Origin of the sequence: Actinoplanes italicus, from assembly GCF_003001815.1 — a bacterium.
Taxonomy (GTDB): Bacteria; Actinomycetota; Actinomycetes; order Mycobacteriales; family Micromonosporaceae; genus Actinoplanes; species Actinoplanes italicus.
This window is the reverse complement of the sequence record NZ_PVMZ01000004.1, coordinates 36,597-53,181: the sequence shown is the minus strand read 5'-3', so window position 1 is coordinate 53,181 and position 16,585 is coordinate 36,597. Positions and strand designations below refer to the sequence as shown.

At 70.8% G+C, this 16,585-nt stretch carries 20 protein-coding genes; 9 read left to right on the top strand and 11 right to left on the bottom strand.

Features of this window, described 5'->3' with window-relative positions:
• Nucleotides 1–36: 36 nt before the first annotated feature.
• From CLV67_RS11405 to CLV67_RS11385, 5 genes are all read right to left on the bottom strand, one after another.
• A complete protein-coding gene (locus CLV67_RS11405; protein ID WP_106317281.1) occupies nt 37–1,005 on the bottom strand; it encodes a serine hydrolase domain-containing protein in 969 nt (322 codons plus the stop codon).
• A 14-nt stretch (nt 1,006–1,019) separates the two neighbouring features.
• Nucleotides 1,020–1,844: an LLM class F420-dependent oxidoreductase gene (locus CLV67_RS11400; RefSeq protein ID WP_106317279.1), complete on the bottom strand. Its 825-nt coding sequence runs from the start codon at nt 1,842–1,844 to the stop codon at nt 1,020–1,022.
• A 124-nt stretch (nt 1,845–1,968) separates the two neighbouring features.
• On the bottom strand, nt 1,969–3,324 hold the full coding sequence (locus CLV67_RS11395) for a HEAT repeat domain-containing protein (RefSeq protein WP_170153809.1): 1,356 nt from the start codon (nt 3,322–3,324) through the stop codon (nt 1,969–1,971).
• Nucleotides 3,325–3,371: 47 nt separating this feature from the next.
• A complete protein-coding gene (locus CLV67_RS54560) occupies nt 3,372–5,228 on the bottom strand; it encodes a DUF6596 domain-containing protein (protein ID WP_106317275.1) in 1,857 nt (618 codons plus the stop codon).
• Entirely contained in the window at nt 5,225–5,548 is a 324-nt protein-coding gene (locus tag CLV67_RS11385) for a YciI family protein (protein WP_106317273.1), read from the bottom strand. Before CLV67_RS11385 ends, CLV67_RS54560 begins: the two co-directional genes overlap by 4 nt.
• 107 nt (nt 5,549–5,655) lie before the next feature.
• Between CLV67_RS11385 and CLV67_RS11380 the strand changes: the two genes are divergently transcribed.
• From CLV67_RS11380 to CLV67_RS11370, 4 genes are all read left to right on the top strand, one after another.
• Entirely contained in the window at nt 5,656–6,270 is a 615-nt protein-coding gene (locus CLV67_RS11380) for a DUF998 domain-containing protein (protein ID WP_106317271.1), read from the top strand.
• Between the two features lie 73 nt (nt 6,271–6,343).
• Nucleotides 6,344–6,481, top strand: a complete 138-nt coding sequence (locus CLV67_RS51820) for a hypothetical protein (protein WP_170153808.1) — start codon at nt 6,344–6,346, stop codon at nt 6,479–6,481.
• A gap of 617 nt (nt 6,482–7,098) precedes the next feature.
• On the top strand, nt 7,099–7,317 hold the full coding sequence (locus CLV67_RS11375) for a hypothetical protein (protein ID WP_203736883.1): 219 nt from the start codon (nt 7,099–7,101) through the stop codon (nt 7,315–7,317).
• A gap of 43 nt (nt 7,318–7,360) precedes the next feature.
• A complete protein-coding gene (locus tag CLV67_RS11370) occupies nt 7,361–8,263 on the top strand; it encodes a pyridoxamine 5'-phosphate oxidase family protein (RefSeq protein WP_106317269.1) in 903 nt (300 codons plus the stop codon).
• 458 nt (nt 8,264–8,721) lie between these two features.
• Here CLV67_RS11370 and CLV67_RS11365 read toward each other — a convergent pair whose 3' ends face one another.
• The 3 genes from CLV67_RS11365 to CLV67_RS11355 form a co-directional block, all read right to left on the bottom strand.
• Nucleotides 8,722–9,288, bottom strand: coding sequence for a TetR/AcrR family transcriptional regulator (locus tag CLV67_RS11365; RefSeq protein ID WP_106317267.1), 567 nt, complete (start codon nt 9,286–9,288; stop codon nt 8,722–8,724).
• A gap of 107 nt (nt 9,289–9,395) precedes the next feature.
• Nucleotides 9,396–9,788, bottom strand: a complete 393-nt coding sequence (locus CLV67_RS11360; RefSeq protein WP_146169054.1) for a hypothetical protein — start codon at nt 9,786–9,788, stop codon at nt 9,396–9,398.
• A gap of 139 nt (nt 9,789–9,927) precedes the next feature.
• The gene (locus tag CLV67_RS11355) at nt 9,928–10,377 is read right to left on the bottom strand and encodes a MarR family winged helix-turn-helix transcriptional regulator (protein WP_146169053.1); all 450 of its coding nucleotides are present in this window, start codon (nt 10,375–10,377) and stop codon (nt 9,928–9,930) included.
• A gap of 69 nt (nt 10,378–10,446) precedes the next feature.
• On the opposite strand from CLV67_RS11355, the gene CLV67_RS11350 reads away from it, so the two are divergent.
• The 3 genes from CLV67_RS11350 (at nt 10,447) to CLV67_RS11340 (ending at nt 12,587) form a co-directional block, all read left to right on the top strand.
• Nucleotides 10,447–11,190 (top strand): hypothetical protein, encoded by a 744-nt coding sequence (locus CLV67_RS11350; RefSeq protein ID WP_106317261.1) that lies wholly within the window; start codon nt 10,447–10,449, stop codon nt 11,188–11,190.
• Nucleotides 11,191–11,540: 350 nt separating this feature from the next.
• Nucleotides 11,541–11,981, top strand: coding sequence for a hypothetical protein (locus CLV67_RS11345; protein WP_146169052.1), 441 nt, complete (start codon nt 11,541–11,543; stop codon nt 11,979–11,981).
• A 27-nt stretch (nt 11,982–12,008) separates the two neighbouring features.
• A complete protein-coding gene (locus CLV67_RS11340; RefSeq protein WP_106317258.1) occupies nt 12,009–12,587 on the top strand; it encodes a hypothetical protein in 579 nt (192 codons plus the stop codon).
• 584 nt (nt 12,588–13,171) lie between these two features.
• On the opposite strand, the gene trxA is transcribed toward CLV67_RS11340, so the two are convergent.
• Genes trxA through CLV67_RS11325 form a run of 3 tightly spaced genes read right to left on the bottom strand, consistent with a single transcriptional unit; the run spans nt 13,172 to nt 15,352 of the window.
• Entirely contained in the window at nt 13,172–13,600 is a 429-nt protein-coding gene (trxA, locus tag CLV67_RS11335) for a thioredoxin (protein ID WP_106317257.1), read from the bottom strand.
• 34 nt (nt 13,601–13,634) lie between these two features.
• Nucleotides 13,635–14,774: a GDSL-type esterase/lipase family protein gene (locus tag CLV67_RS11330; protein ID WP_106317256.1), complete on the bottom strand. Its 1,140-nt coding sequence runs from the start codon at nt 14,772–14,774 to the stop codon at nt 13,635–13,637.
• A complete protein-coding gene (locus CLV67_RS11325) occupies nt 14,774–15,352 on the bottom strand; it encodes a TetR/AcrR family transcriptional regulator (protein ID WP_106317254.1) in 579 nt (192 codons plus the stop codon). Before CLV67_RS11325 ends, CLV67_RS11330 begins: the two co-directional genes overlap by 1 nt.
• Before the next feature lie 345 nt (nt 15,353–15,697).
• On the opposite strand from CLV67_RS11325, the gene CLV67_RS11320 reads away from it, so the two are divergent.
• Entirely contained in the window at nt 15,698–16,021 is a 324-nt protein-coding gene (locus tag CLV67_RS11320; RefSeq protein ID WP_203737900.1) for a hypothetical protein, read from the top strand.
• Nucleotides 16,022–16,088: 67 nt separating this feature from the next.
• Nucleotides 16,089–16,580, top strand: a complete 492-nt coding sequence (locus CLV67_RS11315) for a hypothetical protein (protein ID WP_106317252.1) — start codon at nt 16,089–16,091, stop codon at nt 16,578–16,580.
• The last annotated feature ends 5 nt before the right edge of the window (nt 16,581–16,585 follow it).

Below are 16,585 nucleotides of genomic sequence, written 5' to 3'. Positions count from 1 at the left end.
CCACCTCCCACCGAACTTCAGGCCATCGAAGGGTTTCTACCCACTATCCGAGGTCCGACACCGGCGGCCGGCCAGTTCGAAGAGGACGCGCAGCGTGTCGCCGCAGTCCTCGGCGTTCGTCATCACGGCCACGGCCGTGCCCGACCCGGGCCAGGCGAACGAGAGGCAGTTGTAGCCGGTGTTCTGCCCGGTGTGCCCGAAACACCCCTCGCCGAGCTCGGTGCCGAGCCCGAACCCACCGGGGACCTGCGGCGTCAGCATCTGCACGGCCAGCTCCGGTGCGAGCAGGGCGGATTCACCCGCGGCCGCACGGAGGATCTCGCACTCCAGCCGGACCAGGTCGGCCGGCGTGCTCCACAGACCGGCACCGGCCAGCTCCGGCTGCGTGTGCCAGCCGCCCGGTATCGGGACACCACCGGACTGGCCGCGGGCGGCGCGTTCGCGATGGACGTACGGGAAACCCTGGTCGAAGCTGCTGTCCACCATGCCCACCGGTTCCAGCACGAGCGCCGCCATCAGCTCCTCGAACGGGGTCCCGGTCACGTCTCTGAGAAGCTGCTCGAGGACGGCGTAGTGGCTGCCGGAGTACCGGAACTCGGTGCCCGGAGGCAGCTCCCGCCGGACCGGTGGCGTGTTGGCCGGCGGCTCACCCCGGAGGATCTGAGCCATCGAGGGTACGGGTGCGCCCGCCGCGTATCCGGGGAACCAGTTGCTGGTCAGGCCCGCGGTGTGGGCGAGCAGCTGCCGCACGGTCACCGTGCCGTCTCCCGGAAGCCGCCAGGAGCCGAGGTACGTGTTGACGTCCGCGTCGAGGTCGAGTACCCGGTCGGCGACCAGCCGCAGCGTCCCGAACGCGGTGACGTGCTTGCTGATCGAGCACGCCGGAAAGAGCAGGTCGTCGCCGTCGGTCCAGACGTCGCCGCCGGGCCGGCCGGCCGCGACCCCGGCAGCGGAGATCCGATCGTCGCCCTGGACCAGGTTCCGCCAGTCCTGTTCGAAGCCCATGACGGTCGAGTGGATCAGACCTGGCCGACCAGCTTCTCCCCGACCGAGGCGATCACGCCGTCGACCTCGTCGTCGTCGATGCCCTCCAGTTCGATGATCAGCCGGTCGACGCCCGCGTCGGCGTACCGGCGGACCGTGTCGAGGTCCGGCACCTCCGACGGCGTGAGCGTGATCTCCAGCTCGCCCAGCCCGGCCGGCCGCTGCCCGCCACGGGCGGTCTCGGCCAGGGTGCGCACCGACTGCGCGGTCTCGTCGGGGGACAGACCCCAGCCGTACCAGCCACTCCCCTGCCGGACGGCCCGGCGGTACGCGGCGGGCGAGTGGCCCCCGACCACGATCGGCGGGTGCGGGCGCTGGACCGGTGACGGGTGCTGGACGACACCGTCGTACGACACGAACCGGCCGGTGAACGACGGCGCGGAGCCCCACAACGCCCGCATCACGGCCAGGTATTCGTCGGTGCGGGCACCCCGCTCGGACAGCGTCACACCCATGGCGTTGAGTTCCGGCTCGACGTAACCCGCGCCGACGGCGACCGTCAGCCGGCCACCGGACAGCACGTCCAATGAGGTCAGCTGCTTGGCCAGCAGCACCGGCTGACGCTGCGGGAGCACGATGAGCCCGACTCCGAGGCGGACCCGGCTGGTCACGGCCGCGAGATAGGTCAGCGCGATCATGGCTTCCAGGCGGGGCGGGTTGCCCTCTCCGGCCGGGAGTGCGATGTGGTCGCCGACCCACAGCGACTCGAAACCCGCCTCCTCGGCCAGCCGGGCGCGCCGGGCCAGCACCTCGGGATCGACGTTGCGGTCACGGTGCAGCCCGTACAGCCCGAAATCCATCCGGTCACAGTACGCCTGAAATCATGGCGCGGTGAGCCACCGCTGCGGACCATCTGCCGGCTCTGACCGGGCGGCTCGTGCGTGAGGTCGCGGAGGCCGTGTCCGGCGATCCGGTCGATCCGACTCAGATCGCCAGCGCACCCGCGACACTCGGCCGGCCGGTCCCGCAGGTGGTCAGGGCGAGCAGCCCACGGCCGGTGACGGTGATGTCCGGGCCGAGCCGGCCCGGGTCGACGGAGAGCCGGGCCGCGACGTCGGTGGCATGGGCATGATCAGGGATGTCGTACGTGCGCCGCGCCCACTGACTCCGATCGGCGAGCGACACCCCGAACCCGTCGATGGCGAGCTGTTCATAGAGGACGGCCGGGCGCCCGGTCCGGGGCACGAAGTCGTCGTAGTAGCGGATCGCCGGCTCGTCGGCGGCCGGCGGCTCATCGTCGTCGTCCGGCGGTTCCCTCTCGAAGATGTCGTACTGGTCGATGACCGTTCCGCCCTCCGCCAGGCACCAGGCGGTCCAGCCGTCACCACAGCTCGCGCCGTACCAGTGGGCGACTCCGAACCGCCCGCTCAACCGGGCGCAGTGATCGCGTACCGCCTCCCGGAACGCCGCCTCGTCGTCGATGTGCGCCACCGACGGAACGGTGCCGAAGACCAGCGTCCAGCCGTTCAGCGCCGGTGTGACGTACATGCGCGAGCAGCGACCGTGCCCGCCGACGTCCCCGTTGTGGTGGTCGCTGGTCCAGGCGGAGGCGCCGAGCCGCATCGTCACCGGCCGCGCTTCGGTCAGCGCGAACGCGTCCAGCACCGCCTGCTGTCCCATGGCCGACGGCACGGCGTACCAGGACCCGCACAGATGCATCGGCTCAGGGGTCTCCCCCGGTGACCTGACCTCGATGAGCCGGGCGACCGCTCGCTGGTCGGCGGCGTCCAGAGCGTCCCACCCACCGATGTCCGCGAGCGCCGTCAACGCCGCCCGGCGGGCGCGTCCGGAACCCCGCCGCACCGCGCGCAGTCCCGGAATGGCCGCCGGGCCGATCGCACCACAGGCCCAGCGCACGCTCTCGCGTACCTCGGCGTCGGGGTCTTCGAAAAGCGCGACGAGGTCGGGCAGAAACGGCTCCGCCCGCGCCTTCAACCGCTGCAGTGCGTGCACAGCGCCCAAACGCACCGCGGGACTGTGATGGCGCAGCGCCGACCGGTAGATCGCCGTGTCCGGCACGTCGAGGCCGGCGAAGGCGGACCGGCATCGGCGAGCCACCTCCGGCGTCGGCGCCGCGGCGAGGGCGTCGACCAGCGGCGCGAACGCCGCCACACCGATCCGCCGCAGCACAGCGGTGAGCCGATACCAGGCAATGGCCGAGGACTCGTCACACAGTTCGACCAGCACCGGGCCGACCGCCGGCGCACCGGCCTCGACCAGCGTCCGCTCGGCCTCCGGCTCGTCGACCGCGAGCCGCTCCAGCAGCACGTCGAAATCCACACCCCATGATCGCTCGCCCGGGCCGTTGGCGCGGGGCGGGGCCGCGTTCATGCCTGACGCAGGCGGCCGAGGGTGTGGCCGGTGGCGCGTTTGCACAGGTAGGCGGCCCGCTCGTAGGAGAGGCGACGCCGGCCGGTCTCCGGGCAGAGGTCGGCGGGCGCGGGAGGGCGGCCGGGGCCGGGCCGCCGGTCGGAGAGGAAGAGCGGGCCGCGGGTACGGCCGGCGATCAACTCCGGGAGCAGGCCGGCCGTACCGGAGCGCCAGACGATCGTCGCGCCGCGGGCGCTGCGGTCGTCGAGGTCCAGATCCTCGACGTTGAGGGCGAGCACCGCCCCGGCCTTGGCGGCCGACTCCCGCAGCAGGATCCAGAGCACGCGTTCACGAAGCGCCGGCGGAGCGTCGGTCTCGGGCGGAGGGCTGCGGTCCGCGATGCCTGCGGGTACCGGGCGGGGCTGGAGATCGGCGGCGAGCGACGGTTCACCGGACCAGCCGGCGAAGGAGCGGATCGCGGCCACGTGACGGTTCCAGGTGCGCGGCGCCACGTCAGGCCAGCTCAGGGTGAAGATCTCGGCGAGCCGGGCGGCGGTCAGGCCGGCCAGAGGGGTGCGGTCACCGGCGAGGTGGGTGATGCGGTTCAGGGTCTGGCCGTACGCGCGGGCGGTGGCCGGGCGCAGCGGGGCGAGGAACTCGGCCACCGCCGGGCCGAGCAGGCGGCCGTGTTCCTCGGGCACGTCGAGGGCGGCCGCACGGCGCAGCAGGAAGTCGCGCTCGGCGGTGTTGCGGGCCAGGGTCGCCGCCCGTTCCAGTTCCCGCCGGGCCTCGATCGGGCGGCCGAGGCGGATCAGCAGGTCGCCGCGGACTCCGGGCAGCAGGTGGTAGGCGGCCATCTGCGGGTCGGCGCGCAGTTCGTCGAGCAGGTCGAGGCCGGCTCGGGGGCCGTACGCGAACGCGACCGCCACCGCACGGTTCAGCCGGACGACCGGGGTCGGGAGCAGGCGCTCCAGAGCCTGGTAAAGCGTGCTTATCCGTACCCAATCGGTCTCTTCGGCGGTATGGCAGACCGCGATCGCCGCCTGCAACACGTAGGGGCCGGTCGGACCGCCCGCCTCCCGGGCGCGCAACATCGCCGCGAAGCCGCGCCGGATGAGCAGCTGGTCCCACCGGCCACGATTCTGCTCGTGCAACGGGATCGGCTCGCCGGACGGACCGGTGCGCGCCGCCGACCGGGACTGCTGGATCTCCATGAGCGCCACGAGACCGTGCACCTCGGCCTCGCCAGGGGCGAGCACGGCGAGCATCCGGCCGAGCCGCAGAGCCTCCAGGCAGAGGTCGGCGCGGATCAGGTCGGCGCCCGAGGTGGCCGCATAACCCTCATTGAAGATCAGATACACGACTTCGAGTACGGACGACAGCTGCGCGGACGGCTCATAGGCGACGTTCGCCTCGGCGAGGGTGCGCTTGGCCCCGGCGATGCGGTGCGCGATCACCTGCTCGCCGACCAGGAAGGCGCGGGCGATCTCGGCGGGGCTCAGACCGGCGACGACACGCAGGGTGAGCGCCAACCGGGCCTCTGTCGGGAGCACCGGATGACACGACGTGAACATCAGGCGCAGGACGTCGTCCTCGGTCGGTTCAGGCAGCCGGGCCAGGTCGGGGGCGAGCCGATCCTGCGTGCGGGACCGCCGGATGTGGTCCACGGCCCGGCGCTTGGCGGTGGTGGTGAGCCACGCGCCGGGGTTGTCCGGGATGCCGGACGCCGGCCACTGTTCGAGGGCGGCGACCAGGGCGTCCTGTGCCAGTTCCTCGGCCAGGCCGACGTCGTGCACCAGCCGCAGGAGCCCGGCGACGATGCGCGCGGACTCCTGCTTCCAGACGGCGCCGACCGTGGCCGAGAGGTCGGTCACGGACCGTAGACCTGGTGGATCATGCTCTCGCCGTCACCGACGATCTTGCGGAAGCGGCGGCCGAGCTCGATCGCCTCCTCCTTCGAGCGGACCTCGATCAGGGCGAACCCGCCGATCGCCTCCTTGGCCTCGGTGAACGGCCCGTCGGTCACGGTGATCTCGTCGCCGGCCGAGGTCATCCTGAAGCCGGCCGGATCCAGACCGCCGGTCGCGAGCAGGACACCGGAGGCGGTCAGCTCCTCGACGAACGCGGCCATGTCGGCGTAGAGCTTCGCGTCCGGTTCGGCTCCGCCGGCCTTCTGCATCATCAGGTAACGCATGGTGTTTCTCCGTTTCGTCGTGCCTGCTTCCGCCCCGGCGTCGAGCGAGTCGATGTGACAGGTAATCCAAGCATTACCTGTCACATCGACGGAACCGACGTCGGGGCATGAAGATGAAGAACGACACCGCACCCGCCGCCGGAACTCACTCGATCACGTCGCCGCGCGTGGCACTGGCCGTCGCCGGGCCGCTCTGGGCGGCGGTGTCGCTCGCCCAGGCCGCCACCCGCGACGGCTTCGACCTGATGCGGCACCCGCTCAGCCTGCTCAGCACCGGCGCGCTCGGCGGGGTGCAGATCGCCAACTTCGTGGTGGCCGGTGTGCTCATGGTGGTGGGCGCCGGCAGCCTGGCCGGGACGTGGGCGCCCCGTCTGGCCCGGATCGCCGGCTTCGGCATGATCGCGGCCGGGCTGCTGGTGATGGACCCGGGCGGCGGCTTCCCGGCGGGCCACGACGAGGTGCCGGCGACGATGAGCTGGCACGCGCTCGGCCACATGGCGGCCGGGACGGTGTCGTTCACGGCGCTGATCGCCGCCTGCTACGTGCTGGCGAAGCAGGCGGCGACGCGCGCCTCGGCCGTCGCCGCGGCGCTCTCGGGAACAGCCCTGCTGGCCGGCTGGCTGTGGGCGATGTCCGGCGGTACGGCCGGCACGCTGACCCTGGCGGTCGGCGCCATCGCGGCGATGCTCTTCCTCTCGTGGACCGCTCTGCGCTCACGCTGAGCCGTCGTGGACCGCCCCGCGCCGGGTGCCTGCTTCTTGAGGCGGCGGCTTCCGGCATGCCAATCCTCGGAACGTGCTGCCCTGCCTGGCCGAAGCCGCGGACTCGCGGTATCCCGCCGAGGACTTCGTCAGCAGGGTCCGGCAGGAGCGCGACCGCATGGCCGGCCGCGTCGAAGCCCGGAGCAGGAATCCGCATGCCATCGACGCCTGACTGGACGCCGTCGCCAGGAGCTAGGGAGCCTTCGTAGTCAGGGTCCAGCCCGCCGGCCGCGGCGCCGGGTTCGGGTGGCTGTTGATCGACCGGCGGTGGCTGGCGAACCCTTCCCGGCGCCTTTTGATCGACCGGCGGTAGCTGGCGAACCCTTCCCGGCGCCTTTTGATCGACCGGCGGCGGCTGGCGAACCCTTCCCGGCGCCTTTTGATCGACCGGCCGTGGCCGGTGACCCCTTCCCCGCGCGGGAGGCAGCCGTATCCCGGTGCCCGACCCGTAGAACGGACGTAGTTGATCGTCCAGCACCGGAACGTGGCGGTATGGGCCGTGAGCCGTAGCCCAGGCCGGTATCACCGAGCCGGCGGCGGGCTCACACGTAGCTGCTGCGCGTGACCCTGACGTCGCGGTGGCGACGGCAGGCGTCCACAGATCCGCAGTGTGGGAGCGCACCGTCGTTGCCGGCGACGTCAGGCGCACACGCGAAGCCCGGCGTGGTGCGGACGGCGCAGTGCAGGAGAAAAGTGTCCCGCCCTGTGAGCGGGGCCACGCCGGACCTTTATTTTACAAAACGTTCGGTAATATACGAACGTCCCCAACGAGTGCGAAGGGAGAACGCGATGTCCGAGACGAAGACCGCCGTGGTGATCCTGTCCGACCCGACCCCGGATACGGAGGAGTCGCTGGCCCGGGTGTTCAACGCGCTCGCCGCCGCCTGGGAGTACGGCCGGAACGGTGAGGCGCTGGTGCTGCTCCAGGGAGCCGGCACACGCCGGCCGGAGAGGCTGCGGGACACCACCCACCCGGCACCTCCGGGGTGGCGAGCCTGCGGGAGCTGAGCCGGCAGGGCTACCAGATCATCACGTTCAGAGGGGAGCCACCATGTCCCGTTCCGCGGTATTCCACTGGGGAGAGCTGCAGGCCCAGGCCAGAGCCGGTCTCAGCGAGCAGGCATCGGCCGTCTCGCGCCTGGTTCGACCACTGCTCCCGGACGGCGCCGACGATTTCCTCGCCCATCAGAATCTGCTGGCGGTCGGCGCACAGGCCGACGACGGCAGGCTCTGGGCGTCGCTGTTCGCCGGACCGCCGGGCTTCGTCACCGCCCCTGACGACGAGTCGGTGCGCGTACTGGCCCGGCTCGCCGGCGACGATCCGGTCGCACCGATGACCCGGCGTGCCGGCAAACTGGCCCTGCTCGCCATCGACCTGCAGACGCGCATCCGGCTGCGGATGAACGGCACGTCCACGCCACTGCGGGAGGGGCTCCTGCTCACCATCGAGCAGAGCTTCCCCAACTGCCCGAAGTACATCCAGAAGCGCAGCGTGGCCGGTCTGCAGGCGGCAGAGGGCAAAGGATCAGGAACGGACAATGTCGTACGGGTGGACGCGCTGGAAGAAGCGTTGAGCGGGCTGGTCGCGCGCGCCGACACGTTCTTCGTCGCGTCGGCGTCCGAGGACGGCGACCCCGACGTCTCGCATCGCGGCGGAAACCCCGGTTTCGTCGAGGTGTTGTCGCCGACCCGGCTGCGGTGGCCCGACTACGTGGGCAACAGCATGCTGATGACGCTGGGCAACATCACCGAGAACCCACGCACGGGACTGATCTTCGTGGACTGGGCGACCGGGACGACACTGCAGATGACGGGCCGTGCCGAGGTGCGGTGGACCGGAGGCTCGCGATCGGTGGAGTTCGACCTCGACGAGGCTGTCCTCCGGCCGTACGCGCTGCTGATGAACTGGTCGGCGCCGACGCCGTCCCGGTTCAACCCGCCCCTGCCGGCCTAGACACCTTTCACAGTCGGGGTTCCCTGCCCGTCAGCCGCATCCGTCTGAGCCGTCGGTGGCGCCCGGTCGGCTGACGGCCCGGCGTTACCGTCGTGGGCTCCGGGGCCGCGGGGGTCGGTTACCGCCGCGACCCGGTGCTGGACGATCAACTAGGGCCGTTTTCGGCGCCGGGCTCCGGGATATCGCTGCCTCCAGCCCGGTAAAGGGTTCACCGCCCACGGCTGGGCGGTCAAGCGGCCCGGGGAAGGGTTCACCGGCCACGGCTGAGCGACCAACGGCCCGGTAAAGGGTTCACCGCCCACGGCTGGGCGATCAAGCGGCCCGGGGAAGGGTTCACCGGCCACGGCTGAGCGACCAACAGCCCGGGGAAGGGTTCGCCGCCCACGGCTGGGCGATCAGGCGGTCCGGGACAGGATTGTCCTCACCAGCCCCAACCAGACCCTGACCGTAAAGGGTGTCTAGTCCGAACCGGTCAGCAGGGTCCGCGGGAGCCCTGCAAGGGCCAGCTGGAACTCGGCCGGATCCTCCAGCACCCGCGCGACGACCAGCGCACCTTCGATGCTGACCAGCGCGGTTCTGGCCCGGCGATCAGCGTCCCGCGGCGTGGCTCCGGCTCGCCGGGCGACATCGGCCATGGCCGCCAGCCAGACGGTCGCCAGACGGGCGGCCCGGGCCCGGATGTCGTCCGGCGCGCCGCGCAGGGTCATCGTGTCCAGGACACAGCCGAGGCGGCCGTCGTCGTAGAAGCGCCCGACCCGCCGGGCCATCTCCTCGACGGCCCCCGAGAGATCGTCTTCCGAGTTCAGCGGCTCGAGGATCGCGCCGAACGCCCGCTCCACCGAGTCGAGGACCGCCGCGGCCATGCCCGGCTTCCCGTCCGGAAACCGGTGATAGAGGCTCGCGCGGTGCAGGCCCGACGCCGACGACAGGTCGGTGAGGGAGGCACCCGCGTACCCGGAGCGCCGGAAGACCTCGGTGAGGCGCTTCAGCAGCGCGTCCTCGTCAATGCTCGGCGCTCGTCCCATGGCCCGATATTACCGAACATCCGGTAAACAAAAGAAACAGCGTCACGAGCCGCCCGCATCGTCGCCTATCGAACGCGACCGGCCGAGGCGCTGTCAGCGGCCTCGCCTCAGATCCAGGCCTCCCAGCTGTCACCGCAGAACTTGCCACCGCTGACCTTGATGCAGGCCCGTGCGATGTAGCGGGTGCCCGAACTCATCCCCGTCGGCAGGGGGCCCTGATGGCCCACAATGCAGCCCCAGCCGGCACTTTTGATCAACGACCCACCGGTGGTACGCAACTCGAGCGAAGTGCCGGTGCAGTTGCCCGGCAGCCGGTTGAAGTACGCGTCGGGCAGCGCGGTGCTGCCCTGGTTGCTGATGCACGATGTCAACGAGAACTCGCCGCTGGACCAGGTGCGGCACCCACCACCGGCTGCGTGCGCGGTGGCCGGGACGGCGACCGCGGCCACCGTCATCGCCGTGGCCAGTGCGAAGCCTTGAACAACAGTACGGACAGTCATTGGCAACCCCCGTTCGCCTCAGAATCCGGAACGTACACATAGAGGTAGATCAATTCAAGGGCGTCCGGCACTCCGCCACATGGGCCCGCGCCGCCGGGATCGGGGCGGGCGGACCGTCGCCGCGCCGTGATGCACCGGGTCAGCGGGCGTGCCTGCGGTGCAGCGCAGCAAGCTGCGCCAGGATCTCGGCCACCAGCCGGCGCTGATCCGACGTGAGGGCGGCCGCGGCGCGGTCGATGTCGCCGGCCAGCGGTTGCAGCTCGGTGACCAGGCGCTGCATGGCCTGAGGTGTGACGGTGACCGTCTGGCGGCGCCGGTCGGACGGGTGCGGCCGGCGCTGGACGTGGCCGCCTTGCTCCAGCCGGTCCACCAGGCCGGTCGCGGCCCCGGACGTGAGCCCGAGCAGACGCCCGAGCTCGACCGGGCCCAGCGGCTCCTCGGACACGGCCAGGTGCTTGAGAGCCAGGTAGTCGCCGGCCGACAGGCCCATCCGCCGGGCCACGGCGGCGTCCATCTCGGCGGCCGCGACGGCGAGGTGGTGCATCGTCCATGCCAGATCGGCGGGGGTTTCCGGTGAGGAGGGTGTCACGCGTTCCAGCGTACGGTAGCTTGGTTTCTAAGCTACTCATTTGGTGAGGCGCTCAAGTTTGAGGTGCCCATGTCTCAGGACTTCCACGACCGCCTCCGGTCGCTCGTGCTCGCCGGGAGCTGCGTGGCCTTCGTCGCCACCCCCACCCTCGGGGCGCTGATCGGTGAGGGCGAGCAGACCCGGCGGTACGACACGGTGATCACTCCCCCGGACTACGCCTTCGCGGTGTGGGGGCCGATCTTCGCCGGCTGCCTGGCGTCCACCGTCGTCCAGTGCCTGCCGGGTGGACGGTCCGATCCGGTCAGCCGCCGGGCCGGATGGCCGCTGATCGGGGCGTACGCGGTGAACACCGCCTGGTCGCTCGCCGCGCAGCGGGACCGATTCGAGCTCACGCCATACCTGCTTCCGGTGGCCACCGCCTGCGCCGCCGTGGCCCACATCCGGCTCCAGGGAACCCGTCCGCGCACCGGCTGGGCCTCGGCCACCCCGGCCAGCACCGGACTGTTACTGGGCTGGACCGCCCTGGCCAGCACGGTCAACATCGCCGCCGGAGCCGTCGCGGCCGGGACCGACAGGACGGCCCCACGCACGGTGACCGCTTCGGCGATCGGCCTGCTCGCTGCCTCCGCCGCGGTGGCCGCGGGCGTCGCGGTCAGCCGCCGAGGCGGTACGACGCTGGCGCTCGCCTCGGCCTGGGGCCTGCTGACGACCGCGGCCACGCGGGGCAGACCGCGCAGCATCCGGCTGGCCGCCGCCGCGGGCGCCACCGCGATCGCCGCGGCCCGATCCTTCGCGGCGCGAACGCGACCGTGATCTTCCGGGCCGGGTCAGCGCCGCGAGGCCGCCAGCGCCCGGTTCCCGTTCGCCCCGGCCCGCCGCGTGACGGCCGCAACCGCGCGCCCCGTCCCCGTCCCCGCACATGTCCGTCTCCACGGCACAGGTCCGGGGACCTCACGAAGCGAGGCTGCAGAATTTCTGGATGCTTTCTGTAGCCGTTCTGTCACGGTCGTGCAAATGGCGGCGACTGACTGCTCAGCGCCCCTCGAGCACTACAGAAATCGACAGAATGAAGCGGCTCGCCATCGGCACGGAATAGCACCGCAAATGATCCACCGAATTTAGGTATTGATCGACATTGACGCCTTGTTGAGGGGTGTCTTACCGTGGTGGCCGACATCGTGCGCACGACGACCATTCGGATGCGACACCTCTACTCGGAGGATGATGTGAAGAACGGGGCGAACCGGCTTCGGGCCGGGGGAATGATTCGACGATCAGCAGCGATGGCGGCCGTCTCCGCGGGCGCATTCGTCGGGGCGATTCTGATCGCGCCGACAGCGGCGCAGGCACACGAACAGACGGTCTTCCTGGACCGTGCCGGCTGCGGCTATTACGGCTGGAGCAACCACGGTCAGGCCGAGACGGCTCGCTACAGCGGCAGCTGTTCGGGCCACGCCTGGCTGCGGGTGAACTGGAACGGCAATCTCAGCAGCTGGACGCATGGGCTGCCCAGCGTGCGCTTCACCGCACCGGGCCTCAGCGGCATCGCCTACAGCCAGCACAAGTCGTGTGAAACCTGCTCGGTCTCCACGATCCTGCACTAGGCGGAAATGATGCGGCCACTCCGGCGGATGCTCGTGGCCGGGATGTTGCTGCTGGGACTGGCCGGCTGCGCCGAGCCGGACCGCAAGGTCGACGGCGAGGTGCCGACCGCCCAGTCCCAGCAGTACCTGAGCCAGCACGAGCGCGCCGAAGGGCTCGCGGCCCAGCAACGCCTTCTGGCCGATCGGGTGGCGAGCCGCCAGGATTACGAGGCAAGCGTGGACGGATTGCAGCGCTGCCTTTCCACGCACGGAATCTCTCTGGTCAACGAAGGCTGGAATCCTGTCGACCAGACTTCGATGATGCTGTGGTATCGAGCACCCGGCAAGCCGGACGAGTACGTCGCCGGATATGGCGATGACTGCCAATCAGCATATCTTTCGGCCGTGGCCGATGAGTACCGGAAATCCACCGAATCCATCATGGCACCCGAACTCATGACGTTGACGCGAAATTGTCTGACGGCAAAAGGTATCGAGGTGCGCGGCACCGAGAAAGGCATGCCCGACCTGCTGGCGTCGAGTGACCGGCACGAGTCGGTGACGACCTGTGTGGAGAGCGGCGTCAACAAGCTCTATCCGGGAATTCCGGTACCGGTGGGCTGGTAGACACCGGCCACCGGACGCGGACGACCGTGCCGGGTCCGACGGCGGCGCCTCCAAGATCGCCCACTTCGCCACACACCCGCCACCCGCCACACACCCGCCACCCGCCACACACCCGCCACCCGCCAACCGGCACCCGGGGGCCCGCCACCCGCCAACCAGCACCCGCGGGCCCGCCACCCGCCGCCCTCAAGCCGCGGGGCACACGCCCGGCCTTCGCGTGTGCTCCCGACGTCGCCGGCAACAACGGTGAGGTCACCCACTACGGAGCTGTGGACGCCTGCCGTCGTCATCGCGACGGCAGGGTCGCACGCAACGGCTGCGTGTGACCTCGCCGCCGCAAGACCGACCCCCTCCACGGCGGCACTGTCCGGGGCACAGTGCGCCGCTCGATGAGCGTCACGGATCGTGGGGGCCAGGGGCCAAGGGCCAAGGGGCAAGGGCCAAGGCCAAGCGCAAGGGCCAAGGCCAAGCGCAAGGGCCAAGGCCAAGCGCAAGGGCCAAGATTCAGGGGTTCAGGGGTTCAGGGGCTCAGAGGCTCAGAGGCTCAGAGGCTCAGAGGCTCAGAGGCTCAGAGGCTCAGAGGCTCAGAGGCTCAGGGCCTGCTCGACCCAGCGCCGCAACACCGCCGCCGGGGCGGCGCCCGACTGTCGCGCTTCGACCTCGCCGCCCTTCATCACCAGGAGGGTCGGCACCGCCTGGACCGCGAAGCGCCGTGACAGCACGGGCGCCCGGTCCACGTCGACCTTGACCAGCTTCACGCGTCCGGCCAGGTCGCGGGCCACCTGCTCCAGGGCTGGACCGACCATGCGGCACGGCATGCACCACGCAGCCCACAGGTCGACGACGACCGGCAGAGGTGACTGCTCGACGATCCCGGCGAAGGTGACGTCGTCCGCGACGGTGATCCACGGCAACGGCTTGCGGCATTTCCCGCACACTGGCGTGCCGGTCGCGATCGGGCGGATCCGGTTGCGCTGCCCGCAGCCGACGCAGGCGACGATGTCGCTCACCATGACTCCAGGATGGCATCGATGTCGTCCGGCGGGGTCATCGGGTGAACGGGCCGCCGCCGGTGAAGGCGTAGTCGGCGAAGCGGGTGCCGATCCGCTGGTGCGCTTCCGGGCCCGGGTGCAGGGCGTCCGGAAGCGGCAGCTCTTCGGCGTCGTCCGGCCCGTACAGCGAAGTGCCCTCCAGGAAGTGAAGGTTCTTGTCACTCGCCCGCCGGTCGGCCAGCGAGCGCAGCTCCCGCCTGATCACCCGCAGCGTCAAGCGGCCCAGCGCCTCGTCACCCGGCGTCCCGGTGGCGACGAAACGCACCTGACCGGTGCCGATCGAGGCGGGGTCGATCGCGCCGGGGCCGGGCGTGTCCTCATGGATGCCGCAGAACAACGGCGAGATCAGGATCAGCGGTACGTCCGGATGGCCGTCACGGATCGTGTCGAGGAAGCCGTGGACGGCGGGCACGAAGGTGCGTACCCGCATCCCGTCGAGGTTCACGACGTTGATGCCGAGCTTGACGCTGATGTAGTCGGCCGGAGCGTCACGGATCACGCGGGCCAGGAACGGGTCGACCTGCGCGCTGCCGCCGAGGCCGAGGTTGCGCAGGTCGACACCGGCGCGGCGGGCCGCCACGGCCGGCCAGATCTCGCTGGGCGCCAGGGCGTTGGAACCGTGGCTGATCGAGCTGCCGTGATGCACCCACAGCGGCCGCTCGGTGTCGTCCGCCTCGATCGGGGCGTCGGCCCGCAGGTCGACCAGTTCGAGGCTCTCGTTGTGCGGCAGCCAGATCTCGATCCGATGATCACCATCGGACAGGCCGGACACCGTGGTGGTGTGCGGTTCGCCGGCGTGGAAGCTCGTGCCGCCGCTCGCCAGGTCCACCTCGACGCGGTCGCCGCCGCCGAGTTCGTCGCGGACGGTCAGCTCGCCGTCGACGTAGACGTCGATGCGGCCGCGCGGGCGGTCGACGCCCGGGTACGCGATCCGCGTCGGGTGGGTCACCAGGTCGAATCGGCTCGCCGTGGTCCGGAACACCAGGCGGACGCCGGACGGCTGGCCCTCCATCGACAGCAGCTGCCCGTCGGGGAACTGGTCGCGGACCCACGCGGGTAACCGGTGTGGCCGCAGGCCACGTGCGGTGACCTCGGTCTCGGCGGCGCCGCGGATCAGTTCGCGCAGGACGTACATCAGGATTTCCCTTCGGTCGGCCAGGATCGGAAGACGGTGTCGAGTGCCTCCAGGGCGCGCTGCCAGGACACCTCGGTGGCGGGTTCGCGGTGGGCGAAGGCGCCGTTCGCCTCCAGCGCCAGGAAGCCGTTGACTGTGGCGCCGAGCAGCCGGGTGGCGTGCACGAGCTCAGCCTCGGGCAGCTCGTAGCCGCGGAGCATCGCCAGGGTCAGCGCGGCCACACGGCCGGCCGGTTCCGAAGCGACGGTCGCCGCCGTGGCGGGGCGCTGCAGAGCGGTCCAGCGGCCGGGACATCGCCGGGCATAGTCACGGTGCGTCCCGGCGAAGGCGGTGAGCGCGTCCCGCCCGGAGCGGCCGCCGATGGCCACGGCGATCGCGTCGGCGAGTTCGGCGAGGGCGAGCTGGTGGACGCCCTCGAGCAGCGCGGACCGGTCGCGCACGTGGGAGTAGAGGCTCGCGGTCTGCACACCGAGATGGCGGGCCAGAGCGGACAGGGCGAGCTCGTCGAATCCGCTCCGGTCGGCCAGGTCCGCGGCCGCCGTGATGACGGCCGCCGAGGTCAGGTTGGCGCGTGGCATGCACCCAGCCTACAACCTGTAGCGCAAAACCTAAAGCCTTTAGGTTTGAAACAGGACCTCGCCGTCAGGTGTCGCGGCCAGTGGCGCAACGAAGCAGGACGACACTGAAGGCCAGAATCCATGCGAGCCACAGCAGCCAGCCCACCAGACCGGCCGCCGCCAGCGGATTGACGTCACCGATGCCGCGCAGGTCGTGGCGGAGGCGAACAGAAGAAGGGCGGCCAGCAAACCGACACCGGCATGCCAATCGCCGGGGCGGTGTAGGACCGCATCAACCGATCGGTTGGCGGGAGGACTCGTCCACCGTTGGATGAAACGGCCTCGCGGCGCGACGACGATAGTGGCATGACCGAGATGAGCACACGCCGCGGCAGCAACTTCCTCTCGTACAAATCGAATGGCTCGATCCTCAGTGTCTGCTCGACGGACTCCGTCCTGTCGATCGGGTCGGTCGGGTCCATCCTGTCCGTCGGCTCGTTCGGCTCCGTGCTGTCGGTCGGGTCGGTCGCCTCGTTCGGGTCGGTCCTGTCGGTCGGCTCGTTCGGGTCGCTGTTCGCCGTCGGCGCGTTCGGGGCAGTGCTGACCGCCGGATCGTTCGCGGCTGGTCTGGGTGCTGCGGTCGCCGTCGCTGTCGCGGTTCTCCTGATCGGCCGAGCCGTCCGAAATTGATCGGTGGCGTCGGGAACATCGCGGCGCCTCCCCGCCTCTCACCACCAACGACGAGGCAGGGGGAGACATGAACGAGTACCTGGACGGCAACGGCGACGGCTACTTCGAGACCGTGGCCGCCGACCGCAACGCCGACGGCGTGGCGGACATGCTGTCGACCGACGCCGATCTGGACGGCATGATCGACGGCGTGGGCCTCGACCAGGACGGCAACGGCATCCTGGACGTGGCTCTCAGCGACCGTGACGGGGACGGCGTCTTCGAGACCGCCGGCGTCGACACCGACCAGAACGGCCTGATCGACGGCGTCACGGTCGACGACACCGGCGACGGTGTGTACGACAGAATGGTGATCGACGCGAACGAGAACGGCGTCGACGACGCGGCCGAAGGTCTGACCACGGTGGTCGGCGGCGCGGCGACGTTCAACGGGCCCACCGGTCTGATCATCGAGATCGCGGACCAGACCGGCCAGATCACCGGCGGCACACCGGACAGTGACGGGGACACGTTCGCCGACGACCGGGACGCCGCGCCGTACGACCCGAGCCGCGCGTGATCATC

Coding starts and splice junctions, on each gene's coding strand:
- CLV67_RS11405 (WP_106317281.1), bottom strand. CDS start 1,005: ATGGGCTTCGAACAGGACTGGCGGAACCTGGTCCAGGGCGACGATCGG.
- CLV67_RS11400 (WP_106317279.1), bottom strand. CDS start 1,844: ATGGATTTCGGGCTGTACGGGCTGCACCGTGACCGCAACGTCGATCCC.
- CLV67_RS11385 (WP_106317273.1), bottom strand. CDS start 5,548: ATGCGTTACCTGATGATGCAGAAGGCCGGCGGAGCCGAACCGGACGCG.
- CLV67_RS11380 (WP_106317271.1), top strand. CDS start 5,656: ATGAAGATGAAGAACGACACCGCACCCGCCGCCGGAACTCACTCGATC.
- CLV67_RS11375 (WP_203736883.1), top strand. CDS start 7,099: ATGTCCGAGACGAAGACCGCCGTGGTGATCCTGTCCGACCCGACCCCG.
- CLV67_RS11370 (WP_106317269.1), top strand. CDS start 7,361: ATGTCCCGTTCCGCGGTATTCCACTGGGGAGAGCTGCAGGCCCAGGCC.
- CLV67_RS11365 (WP_106317267.1), bottom strand. CDS start 9,288: ATGGGACGAGCGCCGAGCATTGACGAGGACGCGCTGCTGAAGCGCCTC.
- CLV67_RS11360 (WP_146169054.1), bottom strand. CDS start 9,788: ATGACTGTCCGTACTGTTGTTCAAGGCTTCGCACTGGCCACGGCGATG.
- CLV67_RS11350 (WP_106317261.1), top strand. CDS start 10,447: ATGTCTCAGGACTTCCACGACCGCCTCCGGTCGCTCGTGCTCGCCGGG.
- CLV67_RS11340 (WP_106317258.1), top strand. CDS start 12,009: ATGCTCGTGGCCGGGATGTTGCTGCTGGGACTGGCCGGCTGCGCCGAG.
- trxA (WP_106317257.1), bottom strand. CDS start 13,600: ATGGTGAGCGACATCGTCGCCTGCGTCGGCTGCGGGCAGCGCAACCGG.
- CLV67_RS11330 (WP_106317256.1), bottom strand. CDS start 14,774: ATGTACGTCCTGCGCGAACTGATCCGCGGCGCCGCCGAGACCGAGGTC.
- CLV67_RS11325 (WP_106317254.1), bottom strand. CDS start 15,352: ATGCCACGCGCCAACCTGACCTCGGCGGCCGTCATCACGGCGGCCGCG.
- CLV67_RS11320 (WP_203737900.1), top strand. CDS start 15,698: ATGACCGAGATGAGCACACGCCGCGGCAGCAACTTCCTCTCGTACAAA.
- CLV67_RS11315 (WP_106317252.1), top strand. CDS start 16,089: ATGAACGAGTACCTGGACGGCAACGGCGACGGCTACTTCGAGACCGTG.